The sequence below is a fragment of the Enterobacter sp. ECC-019 genome (genome assembly GCF_043974075.1).
Lineage (GTDB): Bacteria > Pseudomonadota > Gammaproteobacteria > Enterobacterales > Enterobacteriaceae > Enterobacter > Enterobacter asburiae_D.
In genome coordinates, this window is record NZ_CP143759.1 from 1,656,789 (window position 1) to 1,672,602 (window position 15,814).

The 15,814-nt window shown below is 58.8% G+C and carries 9 protein-coding genes; 7 read left to right on the forward strand and 2 right to left on the reverse strand.

Annotation, left to right across the window (positions count from 1 at the left end; genetic code table 11):
- Window position 1 precedes the first annotated feature (1 nt).
- Together sbcC and sbcD are read right to left on the reverse strand one after the other, a co-directional pair.
- Window positions 2-3,133 (reverse strand): exonuclease subunit SbcC, encoded by a 3,132-nt coding sequence (gene sbcC, locus V1566_RS07745; RefSeq protein WP_395305513.1) that lies wholly within the window; start codon window positions 3,131-3,133, stop codon window positions 2-4.
- Window positions 3,130-4,335 (reverse strand): exonuclease subunit SbcD, encoded by a 1,206-nt coding sequence (sbcD, locus tag V1566_RS07750; RefSeq protein WP_395305514.1) that lies wholly within the window; start codon window positions 4,333-4,335, stop codon window positions 3,130-3,132. Before sbcD ends, sbcC begins: the two co-directional genes overlap by 4 nt.
- A 187-nt stretch (window positions 4,336-4,522) precedes the next feature.
- Between sbcD and phoB the strand changes: the two genes are divergently transcribed.
- The 7 genes from phoB to V1566_RS07785 all read left to right on the forward strand — a co-directional run bounded on the left by phoB (window position 4,523) and on the right by V1566_RS07785 (window position 15,782).
- Window positions 4,523-5,212 (forward strand): phosphate response regulator transcription factor PhoB, encoded by a 690-nt coding sequence (gene phoB / locus V1566_RS07755; RefSeq protein ID WP_008503265.1) that lies wholly within the window; start codon window positions 4,523-4,525, stop codon window positions 5,210-5,212.
- Between the two features lie 21 nt (window positions 5,213-5,233).
- Window positions 5,234-6,529: a phosphate regulon sensor histidine kinase PhoR gene (gene phoR / locus V1566_RS07760; protein ID WP_395305515.1), complete on the forward strand. Its 1,296-nt coding sequence runs from the start codon at window positions 5,234-5,236 to the stop codon at window positions 6,527-6,529.
- A gap of 410 nt (window positions 6,530-6,939) precedes the next feature.
- Complete coding sequence (gene brnQ / locus V1566_RS07765; RefSeq protein ID WP_024906795.1) at window positions 6,940-8,259, forward strand: branched-chain amino acid transporter carrier protein BrnQ; 1,320 nt, start codon at window positions 6,940-6,942, stop codon at window positions 8,257-8,259.
- Between the two features lie 81 nt (window positions 8,260-8,340).
- Window positions 8,341-9,714 carry a proline-specific permease ProY gene (gene proY / locus V1566_RS07770; RefSeq protein WP_395305516.1) on the forward strand — a complete coding sequence of 458 codons (1,374 nt, stop codon included), beginning with the start codon at window positions 8,341-8,343 and terminating at the stop codon, window positions 9,712-9,714.
- A gap of 164 nt (window positions 9,715-9,878) precedes the next feature.
- A complete protein-coding gene (gene malZ / locus V1566_RS07775) occupies window positions 9,879-11,696 on the forward strand; it encodes a maltodextrin glucosidase (protein WP_395305517.1) in 1,818 nt (605 codons plus the stop codon).
- A gap of 88 nt (window positions 11,697-11,784) precedes the next feature.
- A complete protein-coding gene (locus V1566_RS07780; RefSeq protein ID WP_395305518.1) occupies window positions 11,785-14,400 on the forward strand; it encodes a DUF2339 domain-containing protein in 2,616 nt (871 codons plus the stop codon).
- Window positions 14,397-15,782, forward strand: a complete 1,386-nt coding sequence (locus tag V1566_RS07785) for a DUF3999 domain-containing protein (protein ID WP_395305519.1) — start codon at window positions 14,397-14,399, stop codon at window positions 15,780-15,782. Before V1566_RS07780 ends, V1566_RS07785 begins: the two co-directional genes overlap by 4 nt.
- Window positions 15,783-15,814: the final 32 nt, after the last annotated feature.

The window sequence follows — 15,814 nt, forward strand, 5'->3', positions numbered from 1 at the left end:
TTTACTGCACCGCAAATTCTCTGTCCAGCCTGCTATACCCCAGCCCGTTGATCTTCTTCACCTTGATCTGCACCGGAATGCGCTCTTTCATCGCCTCAACGTGGCTGATCACGCCGATGGTTTTTCCGGTAGCGTTCAGCGCGTCGAGCGCATCCAGTGCGGTATCCAGCGTTTCGCTGTCGAGCGTGCCGAACCCTTCATCCAGGAACAGGGAATCGATCCGCGTCTTATGACTCACCAGATCGGAAAGGGCCAGCGCCAGCGCCAGACTGACGAGGAAGCTCTCGCCGCCCGAGAGCGTACGGGTATCGCGCACCGCATCCGCCTGCCAGGTATCGACCACTTCCAGCTCCAGCGCGTCGCTGGCCTTACGCTGCAGCAGATAACGCCCGTGCAGACGGTTAAGCTGCTGGTTTGCGAGCCAGACAAGATTGTCCAGCGTCAGCCCCTGAGCGAACTTACGGAACTTGTCGCCGGTACTGGAGCCGATAAGCGCGTTCAGATACCCCCAGTCGTCTGCCTGACGTGCGGCCTCTTCAATTTGTTGCATCAGCGCCAACTGGTGCTGTCGGTTATCGCTGTCCTGCTTGAGCTGCTGGCGGATCTCGCCCTGATGCGTCGTGTTCTCGCGAAGCCGTTGCGCCAGCTGCTGTAGCTGGCTTTGCAGCGCAGGAGCATCGGCGTCAATCCCTTCCGGCCGCAGCGCCAGATGAGCTTGCAGCTGCTGATTAGCCTGGCCGGAAAGGGCTGCGGCCTGCTGTATCTGGTTTTCCAGCGACTGTTTCAGCTGTTCGAGGTGGCGAATAGCGTCGTCATCCAGCAGCGCGGCAAGGAACGCATCCCGATCGGCAAAGCAGCTCGCTGAGAGCGCTGCGATGAACTGCGTCTGCGACTGATGCAGGCGCTCTTGCTCCAGCTTTTCCTGCTGCTGCTGCGCGGTGAGCTGGCTCTGTAGCGACACGCATTCGTCGTGGACGTCGCGCCAGCCGTCCGGAATGGCCGGTTCGGCCTCTTCGCCGTTCGTTTCCGGAAGTGTGTCGAGCAACGGCTTGAGAGCGTTTATGCGTTCCAGAAGCACGCCGTGCTGCGTTTGTTTCTCCTGCCACTGCGCAAATTCCGCTTCGCGGGCGTGCAGCCAGGCGGCTTCATTGCCGTCGTCAGGTACGTTAAGCGATAGCGAGAGCAGGGTGTGTTCCAGCGCCTGGCGCGTGGTCGTCAGCTGCTGCTGATACTGTCGCTCCTGCACTTCCTGCTCGTTCAACTGGTTTTGCAGGGTCAGACGCTGGCTGAGCTGATAGAGCTGGCGCTCGTACTGTTCCTGCTCGTTCATCCATGGCGCGATATCTTCCTGAATATTCAACGCGATGTTCAGAGAAGCGCAGACTTCCAGCCACTCTTTAGTGAGTGCTTGCTCTTCCTGAGAGAGAGTCTGCGCTTCGTCTGTCTCACGCTGGATCTGCTGAGTCAGAGCATTAACCTGTCCCAGCACCAGCAGGCCTTCCTCTTTAAGCGCGGCGACCTCTTTTTCCAGGGCATCACGGCGGCGCTGGTTATCCGTCAGCTCAAGAGACTGGTATTGCTCAACGGCGGGGTGCTTGCTGGAACCGCACAGCGGACAGGGTTTACCTGCCTCAAGCCGGGAACGATAGCTTTCCAGGTCTTTAATCGTCGCTTCACGTTCGCACAGGGCCTTCAGGTCCAGATAGTGCTGGTGTTTCTCTTTGTACTGCTGGCGACGCAGCGTCAGCGTTTCATTGAGTTTATTTTGATCGGCCTGGGCCTTCTGCACGCTTTCACCGCTCTGGCGCAGGCGCTTTTGCAGCGGCTGATAGCGGGCATGCAGCGACGTTAGCCGCTGGCGCAGCGTGCGTGACCGGGACTGCTGCTCCATGGCCGCGCTGACCTCATCCGCCGTCAGGGTCAGCACATTTTCCGGCATCTCAGCCAGCCTGTTGCGTAATTCACTCATCTTCGCAGCAAGCGAGGCTAACTGCGTTTTATCGCGGTTAAGCTGCGAGAACTGGGCACGCCAGCCGGCAATCTCCTGCCCCAGCAGGCGATAGCGCTCGTGCTCCGCCAGCCACTGCGCCAGCGCCGTCAGTTCGGTCTGAAGCTGCTCATGACTCCGCTGGGCGGTATGACGGATCCGTGCGCGCAGTGCGGTTTTGGCTTGTAAGCGTGCATTTACTTCGATAATTCGCTGCTGGGTTTGTGACAGACGCGCGGTTTGCTCCTGCTGGTGCTCCCAAAGCGGTCGAAGCTGGGCGGCGGGCAGAGCGAGCTGGAGCTTTGCCAGCTCTGGCGCAGCGTTCGTCAGCGCCTGTTGCGCCTGCTGCTGCATCGCGGTGACGCGCTGTTGCTCAAGCACAAGCTCATCATGGCGCGTAAGCCACTGAAAATCTTTCTGCTGGCTTTGCTGCTGAACCAGCAGGGTTTTCTCTTCGTCAGTAAGTGCCTGCAAACTTTGCTGTAACTGCTGCTGTTGCTCTTCGCTCAACAGCACGACGCCTGCCGCCTGCGCCTCGCACTTTTCAAGCACGCTGCGGGCGGCTTTGTGTTTTTCAAACACCATGGCGGAAATCTGGCCATAGATCTCTGTGCCGGTCAGCTCCTCCAGCAGCTCGGCACGATCGCTCGGTTTGGCATTAAGAAAGGCGGCAAACTGCCCCTGTGAGAGCAGCATTGAGCGGGTAAAGCGGCCATAGTCCAGCCCGGTGAGCGCAGCGGTTTGCTCCAGTTTATCCGTCACCTTGTCGGCCAGGATTTTGCCATCTTCGCAGCGCGCCAGCTCCACGCGCGGCGCCTGCAGGTTTCCGTCCGGCTGATTGCGCGCCCGGTTCTGGCTCCAGAAGGCGCGATAGGCGGTGCCTTTTACCTCGAACTCCACTTCCGCCAGGCACTCGGCGGTGTCGCGCGTCATCAGGTCGTTTTGTGCCTGAGAGACCTTCTGCAGTCGTGGTGTTTCGTGATAAAGCGCCAGACAGATGGCGTCGAGCAGGGTGGTTTTACCTGCCCCGGTCGCGCCGGTGATGGCAAACAGACCGTTGCTGGCAAACGGCTCCGCGGTAAAGTCAATTTTCCACTCACCCTTGAGCGAGTTAAGGTTTTTCAGGCGCAGGCTCAAAATTTTCATGCGTTTTCTTCCTCATCATTGAGCGCATGCAGGGTATGGCTGAACAGTTCGCTGAGTCTTGCGCGCTTCGCGTCGTCAATTTCCTCCTGCGAGAGCCTGCGTTCAAACACCTCTTCAACCCGAAGCTCACTGAGCGTTTCACGTTGAGCGCTTAACAGAATTTTCTCGCGCTGCTCGCGGCTGCGGCGTACCAGTAAGACTTCGACGGGCAAATCTTCCGTCAGCGCCTGAATTTTACGCTGCATATCGTGCAGGTAGTCATCGGTGGTGATTTCGATATCCAGCCAGACGGGCGGGTTAAGCGCTGCGCCGCGCCACTGCTCAAGCTGGGTGGTAATGGCGTCAAGATCGCCCTTTAGCACCGCAAGCGGCTGGGTGACGGGCACCTCCAGCGTCTCGACGGCGCGGAGTTTGCCCTCGGTGAAGCTCACCAGATGGACGGATTTGGCTTTACCCGTCTCGTCAAAGCTGAGCGAAATTGGCGAGCCGCAGTAGCGGATATGCTCGCTGCCGCCGACGATCTGCGCCCGGTGAATGTGTCCGAGCGCAATGTAGTCGGCTGGCGGGAAGTTTTGCGCCGGAAAGGCGTCCAGCGTACCGATATAGATGTCACGTACGGCGTCACTTTTACTGGCCCCGACGGTGGTGAGATGCCCGGTGGCAATCACCGGAATCGGCTGGTCGCCGCGCAGGGCGCAGGCATCGGCGTGCTGCTGGTGGTAATAGTCGGTGATGGCCTGTAACAGATGCTGTTGCTTTTCGCCGCCGGAAAGTCCCGCCTGGCTTTGCACAATATCGCGCGGACGCAAAAACGGAATGGGACACAGCACCGCCCCCGGCGTACCGTCGCGTTTTTTCAGGATCTGCGGGGCGTGCCCCGCGCTGGCCACCACGGTGGTATTGAGAAATGCCAGGATGTCGCGGGATTCATTGAGCGTCGCGACCGAATCATGGTTGCCGGCGACAATCACCAGATGACAGCCGGTTTGCTGCAGATTCACCACGAAGCGGTTATACAGCTCACGCGCATAGCTGGGGGGCGAGCCGGTATCAAAGATGTCACCCGCCACAATAATCGCGTCCACCTCGTGCGTCCGGGCCGTTTCCAGCAGCCAGCTCAGGAAGGCTTCGTGTTCAGCCGCACGGCTTTTGCTGTAAAAATTTTGACCCAGATGCCAGTCTGAGGTGTGAAGTATGCGCATAGCTGATCCGTGGCAAAAAAGAGAAAGCAGGATTATAAACCTTCAGAGACGGGAAAATAACCGCTGTAATAAAACAACGGTTTGCCCGTTATCGTGGTACTGTTTTTCATAAATCTGTCATAAATCTGACGCATAATGGCGCCGAATTACAAACTTGTAACTTAAATAAGATAAGACAGGGCAAAGTATGGCGAGACGTATTCTGGTCGTAGAAGATGAAGCTCCAATTCGTGAAATGGTGTGCTTCGTGCTCGAGCAAAACGGCTTCCAGCCGGTTGAAGCGGAAGATTATGATAGCGCAGTGAACCAGCTGAATGAACCCTGGCCCGATCTGATTCTGTTGGACTGGATGTTGCCCGGCGGCTCCGGACTGCAGTTTATCAAACACCTGAAGCGTGAGGCGCTGACCCGCGACATCCCGGTTGTGATGCTCACGGCGCGCGGAGAGGAAGAGGATCGCGTGCGCGGTCTGGAGACCGGCGCGGATGATTACATTACCAAACCTTTTTCACCGAAAGAGCTGGTGGCCCGCATTAAAGCCGTGATGCGCCGTATTTCGCCGATGGCAGTGGAAGAGGTGATTGAGATGCAGGGGCTGAGCCTTGACCCCACCTCACACCGCGTGATGACCGGTGAAAATCCCCTCGACATGGGGCCTACCGAATTTAAACTCCTGCACTTCTTTATGACCCACCCGGAACGCGTGTACAGCCGCGAGCAGTTGCTGAATAACGTCTGGGGAACTAACGTGTATGTCGAAGACCGGACGGTTGACGTACATATTCGCCGCCTGCGAAAAGCGCTGGAACTGAGCGGCCACGATCGCATGGTGCAGACGGTCCGCGGCACGGGTTATCGTTTTTCTACCCGTTTCTGAACAATGACAGGAGTGTGACGCGTGCTGGAACGTCTGTCATGGAAAAGGCTCGTCTTTGAACTGATCTTATGCTGTATTCCGGCCTTCCTTCTTGGGGCCTTTCTTGGACACCTGCCGTGGTTTCTGCTGGCGTCGGTCACCGGGCTGCTGATCTGGCATTTCTGGAACCTCCTGCGCCTCTCCTGGTGGCTGTGGGTTGACCGAAGTATGACGCCGCCGCCGGGAAGCGGCAGCTGGGAGCCGCTGCTGTACGGTCTGCATCAGATGCAGATGCGTAATAAAAAGCGTCGCCGCGAGCTGGGAAGCCTGATTAAGCGTTTTCGTAGCGGTGCAGAGTCGCTGCCGGATGCCGTTATTCTGACGACCGAAGAAGGGACGATCTTCTGGTGTAACGGTCTTGCGCAACAGCTGCTGGGCCTGCGCTGGCCCGACGACAATGGTCAGAATATCCTCAACCTTCTGCGCTATCCCGAGTTCACGTTGTATCTGAAAACGCGTGATTTTACCCGCCCGCATAATCTGAAGCTCAATAATGGTCGCCATCTGGAAATCCGCGTGATGCCCTACAGCGATAAGCAGTGGCTGATGGTGGCGCGCGATGTCACCCAGATGCACCAGCTGGAAGGGGCGCGTCGCAACTTCTTCGCCAACGTCAGTCACGAACTGCGTACCCCGTTGACCGTGCTTCAGGGCTACCTGGAGATGATGCAGGAGCAAACGCTTGAAGGCGCGCCGCGTGAAAAAGCGCTGCACACCATGCGCGAGCAAACGCACCGGATGGAAGGGCTGGTGAAGCAACTGCTGACGCTCTCGAAGATTGAAGCGGCGCCAACGCTCGCGCTAAATGACACCATTGATGTCCCGATGATGCTGCGGGTCGTTGAGCGTGAAGCGCAGACGTTAAGCCACAAAAAGCATCACCTGACCTTTGAGGTCGACAATACGCTGAAGGTGCTGGGCAGCGAAGATGAACTGCGTAGCGCCATTTCTAACCTGGTGTATAACGCGGTGAATCATACGCCGGAGGGGACGAATATCGTGGTGCGCTGGCACCACGCCCCAACGGGGGCTGAGTTTAGCGTGGAAGACAACGGGCCGGGGATCGCGCCTGAGCATATTCCGCGTCTGACCGAGCGTTTTTACCGTGTGGATAAAGCGCGATCCCGGCAGACAGGCGGAAGCGGCCTGGGGCTGGCGATTGTTAAACACGCGGTAAATCATCATGAAAGCCGTCTCGATATCCAGAGTACGCTGGGTAAAGGAACTCGCTTCAGCTTCGTGATCCCGGAACGATTAATTGCCAAAAAGATCGCCTGACGGCAGGTGTGTCATTTTACCTTTCCACGGGTCAGCGTCTGCTGGCCCGTTTGCTTTGCAGTCAAGCGAAACGCGGATGAATTATATACGGCTGACTGTTTTTTGTTCGCATGATTAGCCATGGGTTTTTCTTATAAATAGCGTATTATTCTAACGTGTATTTTCATGCTGGCATATTGTTCTGGTTTTGCGATCCCACCTTGCCTTTAAACGTTATAAGCGTTTAAATTGCGCCCCAGATACTGTCAGACCGACTGTATTTGCGTGGTAAATCGAAAAACTATTCTTCTCCACGCCAGGACGGGAGCATTTCCCGCTGAAATTGAGCAAATTTTCGGCTGTATCGTCCCGTCAGGGAAATACGAAAATCTCAATGTTTTCAACACCACATCCACAGGCAGTAAGGTTTTATGACCCATCACTTAAAATCGCGTGACATCATCGCGCTGGGCTTTATGACATTTGCGCTGTTCGTTGGCGCAGGCAACATCATTTTCCCTCCAATGGTTGGCCTACAGGCGGGTGAACACGTCTGGACCGCCGCGTTTGGTTTCCTGATTACTGCCGTGGGTCTGCCGGTTCTGACCGTCGTTGCGCTGGCGAAAGTCGGCGGCGGGGTGGATAGCCTCAGCACCCCGATTGGCAAAGTGGCGGGCGTTCTGCTGGCAACCGTCTGCTATCTCGCCGTTGGCCCGCTGTTTGCGACCCCGCGTACGGCAACCGTGTCTTTCGAAGTGGGTATTGCTCCCCTGACCGGTGACGGTGCGATGCCACTGTTTATCTACAGCCTGATCTACTTCGCGATCGTGATTCTGGTTTCCCTCTATCCGGGCAAACTGCTGGATACCGTGGGTAACTTCCTGGCTCCGCTGAAAATTGTGGCGCTGATTGTTCTGGCAGTGGCGGCCATCGTCTGGCCCGCTGGCCCGATTAGCGACGCGATGGACGCCTATAAAAATGCTGCGTTCTCTAACGGCTTTGTGAACGGCTACCTGACGATGGATACGCTGGGCGCGATGGTGTTTGGTATCGTTATCGTTAACGCCGCACGTTCCCGCGGTGTGACCGAAGCGCGTCTGCTGACCCGCTATACCATCTGGGCTGGCCTGATGGCCGGTGTGGGGCTGACGCTGCTGTATCTGGCGCTGTTCCGTCTGGGTTCCGACAGCGCCATGCTGGTCGATCAGAACGCCAACGGTGCGGCTATCCTGCACGCCTACGTTCAGCACACCTTTGGTGGTGCGGGCAGTATGCTGCTGGCGGCGCTTATCTTCCTGGCCTGTCTGGTCACCGCGGTTGGCCTGACCTGCGCCTGCGCAGAGTTTTTTGCACAGTATCTGCCGCTCTCTTACCGCACCCTGGTGTTTATCCTCGGCATCTTCTCTATGGCGGTGTCCAACCTCGGTCTGAGCCACCTGATTCAGGTCTCGATTCCGGTGCTGACGGCGATTTATCCGCCGTGTATCGTGCTGGTGGTGCTGAGCTTTACTCGCCCGTGGTGGAACAACTCTTCACGAATTATTGCGCCAGCCATGTTTATCAGCCTGATTTTTGGTATCCTTGACGGGATTAAAGCATCAGCTTTCGCGCACATACTGCCGGCATGGACACAGCGTCTGCCGCTGTCCGAGCAGGGGCTGGCCTGGCTGATGCCTACCGTTGTTGCACTGGTTCTGGCTATTATCTGGGACCGTGCTGCAGGGCGTCAGGTCGCATCGAACGCTCATTAATCAACGGCAACAAACTGTTTAACCACGGGGCTTAAGGCCCCGTGGTTTTTTGTTTTTTTCGTGTTGAATGGCAAGATTTAAATGGAAAGCACTAACAAACTTAAACGTGGATTGAGCACGCGCCACATCCGCTTTATGGCGCTGGGCTCTGCTATCGGCACCGGTCTTTTTTATGGCTCGGCAGATGCCATCAAAATGGCCGGTCCCAGCGTGCTGCTGGCGTACATCATCGGCGGCGTGGCGGCGTATATCATCATGCGCGCCCTCGGCGAAATGTCGGTTCACAACCCGTCCGCCAGCTCATTCTCCCGCTACGCGCAGGAAAACCTCGGCCCGCTGGCCGGGTTTATCACCGGCTGGACCTACTGCTTTGAAATCCTGATTGTGGCGATTGCCGACGTGACGGCATTTGGCATCTATATGGGCGTCTGGTTCCCGGCGGTGCCGCACTGGATTTGGGTGCTGAGCGTGGTGCTGATCATCTGCGCCGTCAACCTGATGAGCGTGAAGGTGTTCGGCGAGCTGGAGTTCTGGTTCTCCTTCTTCAAGGTCGCCACCATTATCATCATGATCGTGGCCGGTTTCGGCATCATCATCTGGGGAATCGGCAACGGCGGGCAGCCGACCGGCATCCATAACCTCTGGAGCAACGGTGGCTTCTTCAGCAACGGCTGGCTCGGAATGGTCATGTCGTTGCAGATGGTGATGTTCGCCTACGGCGGTATCGAGATTATCGGTATCACCGCCGGGGAAGCGAAAGACCCGGAGAAATCCATTCCGCGCGCCATCAACTCAGTGCCGATGCGTATTTTGGTGTTCTATGTGGGCACCCTGTTTGTGATCATGTCCATTTACCCGTGGAATCAGGTGGGTACCAACGGTAGCCCGTTTGTTCTGACCTTCCAGCACATGGGCATCGCCTTTGCCGCCAGCATTCTCAACTTTGTGGTGCTGACCGCGTCGCTTTCCGCGATCAACAGCGACGTCTTTGGTGTGGGCCGTATGCTGCACGGCATGGCGGAGCAGGGCAGCGCGCCGAAGGTGTTCGCCAAAACCTCACGCCGCGGCACGCCGTGGGTGACCGTCGTGGTGATGACCGTAGCGCTGCTGTTCTCGGTTTATCTGAACTACATCATGCCGGAAAACGTCTTCCTGGTGATTGCATCGCTGGCGACCTTCGCGACGGTGTGGGTGTGGATCATGATCCTGCTGTCGCAGATTGCGTTCCGCCGCCGTCTGTCGCCGGATGAGGCGAAAGCGCTGAAGTTCAAAGTACCGGGCGGCGTTGCGACGACCGTCGTCGGGCTGATCTTCCTGGTGTTTATCATTGGCCTGATTGGCTACCATCCGGATACCCGCATTTCCCTGTACGTGGGCTGCGCGTGGATTGTCCTGCTGCTGGTAGGTTGGATATTCAAATGCCGCCGCGACCGTCAACTGGCGGAAGCCCAGTAAGGTAAAAATGCCGGGTGGCGCTGCGCTTACCCGGCCTACACTCCCTTTTGCCCCCGTAAAAAAACTCCTCCCCCGTCCTCCTCCCCCAATAAATCACGTCATGGTGAGCTATCCTTAACCACCCTGTGGCAAGGTGTCGTCAATTTCATCTAAGGGGATTCGTGATGTTAAACGCCTGGCACCTTCCGGTTGCCCCATTTGTTAAGCAAAACAAAGACAACCTTGTGATTACGCTCTGGCTGGCGGGGGAAAATCAGCCTGAACGTGTGACGCTCCGCGCCGAAATAGATAACGAAGAGACCGGGCTGAAAATGCATAAACTGCGCAGCCAGCCGCAGCCGGGGATCACGGCGTGGCGGGCGAATATCGACCTGAAGACTGGGCAGCCGCGCCGCCGTTACAGCTTCAAACTGCTGTGGAATAACCGCCAGCTGTGGTTTACCCCGCAGGGGGTTAGCCGTTTCCCGCCTGCACGGCTGGAGCAGTTTGCGGTCGACTACCCGGATAACGGCCCGCAGTGGGTTAACGATCAGGTCTTTTACCAGATTTTCCCGGACCGCTTTGCGCGCAGCGAAAAGCGCACCGCGCAGCAGGATAAGGTTTATTATCACCACGCGGCGGGCCACGACATCATTATGAAAGCGTGGGATGACCCGGTGACGGCGCAGGCTGGCGGCTCGACCTTTTACGGCGGCGATCTCGACGGCATCAGCGAAAAGCTGCCGTACCTGAAAAAGCTCGGCGTGACGGCGCTCTATCTCAACCCCGTATTTAAAGCCCCAAGCGTGCACAAATACGATACGCAGGATTATCGCCACGTTGACGAACAGTTTGGCGGTGACGAGGCGCTGCTGCGCCTGCGTAAGAATACCCAAAACGAAGGCATGCGTCTGATTCTGGACGGCGTGTTCAACCACAGCGGAGATTCGCACGCCTGGTTTGACCGACATAATCAGTCGATGGGCGGGGCATGTCATAACCCGGATTCGCCGCAGCGCGACTGGTATAGCTTTAACGAGGAGGGCCGCGCGCTGGACTGGCTGGGCTATGCCAGCCTGCCGAAGCTGGATTTCCAGTCGCCAACGCTCGTGAATGAAATCTACGGCGGCGAAGACAGCATCGTCCGACACTGGCTGAAGGCGCCGTGGAACATGGACGGCTGGCGTCTGGACGTAGTGCATATGCTCGGTGAAGCGGGCGGGGCGCGGAATAACCTTCAGCACGTCGCCGGGATCGCGCGCTCGGCAAAAGCGGCCCAGCCGGAGGCGTTCGTCTTTGGCGAGCATTTTGGCGACGCGCGCCAGTGGCTGCAGAACGATGCGGAAGATGCGGCGATGAACTATCGCGGCTTTACCTTCCCGCTGTGGGGATTCCTCGCTAACACCGATATCTCCTACGATCCGAATCATATCGACGCTGAAACCTGCATGGTGTGGATGGAGAACTATCGCGCCGGTCTGTCTCATCAGCAGCAGCTGCGGATGTTCAACCAGCTCGATAGCCACGATACCGCCCGCTTTAAATCTCTGCTCGGCAAGGATGTGGCGCGTCTGCCGCTGGCGGTGACCTGGCTCTTCACCTGGCCTGGCGTGCCGTGCATCTATTATGGAGACGAAGTGGGGCTGGACGGCAACAACGATCCGTTCTGCCGCAAAACTTTCCCGTGGGAGCCAGCGAAACAGGACAAGGTGCTGTTTAGTCTGTATCAGCGGCTGGCGAAGCTGCGTAAGCAGAGTCTCGCCCTGCGCTACGGCGGCTGTCAGGTGGTGTACGCCCACGATAACGTGGTGGTGTTTGCTCGCGTCTATAACCAGCAGCGCGTGCTGGTGGCGATTAACCGGGGCGAAGCCTGCGAAGTGGTACTGGATGATTCACCGCTGCTGAAGGTGGCTACGTGGAAGAATAAAGAGGGCAAGGCGACGATACAGGACGGCGTGCTGGCGTTGCCTGCGGTATCCGCGACGATCTGGTCCGGCAGCTAAGACCTGTAAATGTTTCCACCTTTTAAGATGGCGCAAATGCAACGATTTGTGTCAATCTTAACGGATCGTTTACGGTGAAGGTGGAAACATGGACGAGCTTTACATCCTTGGCTGTTTGTTCCTGGTTTTTGCGCTGGTGGTTGCACCCGTGCTTGCGGTGATAGGCTTTAATCGAAGTACGGCGGCGCGACAGGAGATCGCCCGGCTACGCCAGCGCATTGAGGCGCTTGAGCAGCGCGGCGTGCCTGAAAGCGTGCCGGAGCCGGTGCAGGCCGCTGCGCCGGTGGCTGTGACCGCGCGGGTGGTTGAGGACGCTCCCGCGCCTGTCGACCCCTGGCGGCCCGATACTCCCGCTGCCGTGGCAGAATCCGCTCCGGCCCCGGCGCCTGCGGCAAAACAGCCTTCTGCCTTTGGCGGCATACTGACGTCGCTGGCGCGCTGGTTTATGCAGGGTAATCCGCTGGCGAAGCTTGGGATCCTGCTGCTCTTCCTCGGTCTTTCATTCCTGCTGCGATATACCGTTGAACATTCCCTGTTCCCGCTTGAGCTGCGCCTCGTGGCAACGGCGCTGTTTGCCATCGTTCTGCTGGCGATTGGGTGGCGGCTGCGGCACAGGCAGCGTGTTTATGCCTTGATCCTCCAGGGCGGGGCGACCGGTGTGCTCTACCTGACGGTGTTTGGCGCCTTCCGGCTCTGGCAAATGCTGCCGATGACGCTGGCCTTTGCGCTGCTGGTGGTGATATGCGCGGCAAGCGTCGGGCTGGCGGTCCTGCAGAAGGCGCTGAGCCTTGCCATGCTGGCGAGCCTCGGCGGGTATCTTGCGCCGCTGCTCTTGTCTACCGGGGGCGGCAACTTTGTGGCGCTGTTCTCTTTCTATCTCCTGCTTTCCATCGGCATTCTCGCTATCAGCATCTGGCAGCACTGGCGCGAGCTGAACCTGCTCGGTCTGCTGTTTACGTTCGGCGTGGGCGGCCTGTGGGGGCTGAACGACTACCAGCCTGAAGACTATTGGGTCTGCCAGCTGTTCCTGATCGCCAATACGCTGATATTTGGCGTCCTGAGCGTGGCGCTGTCGCTGCGGGCGCAGGAGAAAGGGAAGCAGATTATTGACGGCGTGCTGCTGTTTGCCCCGCCGCTGATCGGTTTCGGGATGCAGTACGGCATGACCCGGCACTGGGAATATGGCCCGGCCCTGAGCGCGCTGGGCTACGGCGCATTTTATCTTACCCTCGCGTTCCTTGCGCTGCGGCGCTATCCCTCCCTCGGACGACCGCTGGTCCTGGCAGCGCTGGCCATCGGCGGCGGGTTCGCGACGCTCGCGATTCCGCTGGCGCTGTCGGCGCGCTGGACGGCGATGGCCTGGGCGCTGGAAGGGCTGGGTATCCTCTGGCTGGGCGTGCAGCAGAACCAGCGTCGCATGAGCTATAGCGGGACGGCGCTGCTGGTGCTGGCGCTCGGCAGCGCGCTGTGGGCACAAACGAACGGCGTTACATCGCTGAGCCTGCTGCTGATCTTCACCATCCTCAGCCTTTGCTGGCTGGCTGCGGCCTGGCTGTGGCGAACTCTCTTTGTGCCGGTCAGTTGGGCGCTGCTGGCCGGTGGTCTGCTGTTCTGGCTCGTGGCGCTATTGGGCGCATCGCGGCTGGTGCTGACACAGGAATTGCCGATTCTGGCGGGCGTGCTGGCGCTGACGGCGGCGTCGGTCTGGGGCTGGCGGCAGGTGGCTGCGCGTCTGTCGTGGCGGGCTCTGGATGCCAGCAAATGGCTGCTGTGGCCGGTTATGCTCCTGATGGTAGGTTATCAGCTCTGGCACCAGCAGATCGTTGCCGCCGGCTGGTCAAATCTTGCCTGGTGCGTTGCGCTTCCTGGCGCGCTGATGCTGTTGCGGCGCGACGGTGAAAGACTCCTGCCACGCATCGCAATGGGGCTGCATTTGTCGCTGCTCTGGATGATTTTACTGGCGCTGGCCGCCGAGCTTTACTGGTTTGCCCGGTCTCTGCCGTGGGGCATGGCGGCCTGGGGTAGCGGACTGGCGATGGCCGCAGGCGGCGGGGTGATTATGGCGCTCTCTGCAGCCGTACGGCGTCGCGCGTGGCCGTTCCGGGAGTGGCCTGCGCTTTACGCCTGCCTGGCACCTATTCCCGTGGTTGTGGCGCTGCTGGTATTGCTGGTGGTGACCAATTTCCAGGACGGCGTGGTCTATCGTCAGACCTGGCTGCCGCTGGTAAACCCGCTTGAGGAAGGCGCGGCGTTTGCGCTGCTGGGGCTGGTCGTCTTTTATCGGGCTGTGGATCGCTACTACCCGGCGTGGCTCTCGCAGGCCCGACCGTGGCCTGCCGTCGCGATTATGGCGTTTGGCTTCTGGTGGCTGAACGGTGCGCTGATGCGCGCCCTGGCCTGGTACGGCGACGTGGCCTGGAATATGGCATCGCTGTGGGATTCGCGGCTTATCCAGACCAGTTTTGCCCTGTTCTGGATGCTGAGCGCGCTGGTGGTCATGATCCATGCCACCCGTCGGGCTTCCCGGCAGGAGTGGCTCTGCGGTGCCGCGCTGCTGGGTGTGGTGATGGTTAAACTGATGCTGGTGGACAGCGCGGGCGGAGGCGGTTTGTCGCGCGCGGTGGCGTTTATCGGCGTGGCGATACTGGTTCTGATCGTGGGGTATTTCTCACCGCTACCGCCCAAAACAGGAGATGAAAAATGAAATGGATGAAAGCGGTAGCATGTACCGCGCTGCTGGCGCTTTCCGGCCCGGCGTTTTGCGACGAGGGACAAACGGAATCGCCCCGGGACTATGCTTTTGGTCTTTCACTCGATACGTCTGTTCCTTCCCAGTGGTATCGGGTGATGCTGCCGCTTGCCGTCTATGAGCAAAGCACATCGCCGGATCTGCATGATGTCCGCGTCTTTAACCAGTCGGGCGAGCCGGTTCCCTTCAGCCTGGTCAGCGCGACGCGTCCGCAGACGCCAGCGCAATCCACTGCGCTGCGCCTCTTCCCGCTGGACGCCTCACCGCTTGCTCCTGCGTCAGACGCCGGTGATAGCGATAAGATCCTGCTCCGTTCCCGTAACGGCGTTGAGATTGTGCTGGAGGGGCAAAAAGCCGCCGCAGCCGGGCAACATTATCTGCTGACCTTGCCGGAGCAGACTACGGGGGAGATGGCCATATCCCAGCTACAGCTGCTCTGGAATTCCCCTCAGAAACCGTGGCAGGGAACGGCGTCGGTCTATTACAGCGAGGATCTTAAGCGCTGGTATACCCTGCGCGAGGATATGCCCTTGCTGGACGTCGTCAGCGGCCAGGATCGTCTTAAGCTCGATCGGATCGATACCGATACGGTTTTATCTCCCGATGCGAATCGCTATCTCATGGTGGTGCTGAACGCGCAGAGCCAGGGGATAACCTTGACCGGCGTAAACGCAATCAGCGCACCTGCTCAGGCGGCCCCGGAAGCGGTCGATCTTGAGGGGGAAGGGGAGCAGCTATCGACAAGCGAAGCGCAGTGGCACTGGGCGCGCCCGCAGCCGCTGAGTGCTGTCAGCATCTCATTGAATGGCGACGGCGTCCTTCCCGTGGAGATAGCGTGGCGGAGCACGGAAAAAGACGCATGGCACCCCCTGAAGAAAGAAGTCCTTTACCGTCTTGAGGGAAAAACGTCGCCACCGGTTTCGCTTAACGGGGGCCTGGTACAGGCAGTGAAAATCACGACGCTGAATGCGCGTCTGCCAGAATACCTGCCGAGCGTGACGGGACATCGCGACCGCTACGATCTGGTGTTCAACGCGCAGGGGAAAGCGCCGTACGTGCTCGCCTGGGGTAACGGTGCCGCAAAGCCTGCCAGCGTGGAGCCCGGCATGCTGATCCCAGCCGACCTGCGCAAGACCTATGATATGGCAAACCTCCCGCAGGCCGACATGCTGGAAGATGTCGCATTAGGCGGCGAGGGGCGTCTGACCGCCACCTCTGCGGCCGAGCGGGAGAGCAGGATGAACACGCTGCTGGTATGGGGCGTGCTGATTGCAGGGGTGATTCTGCTGGCGGGCATGGCCTGGCGCATCTGGCGAGAGACGCAGCGTAAGGCATAAAAAAAGGCCCGCTTGTGCGGGCCTTTTTCGTA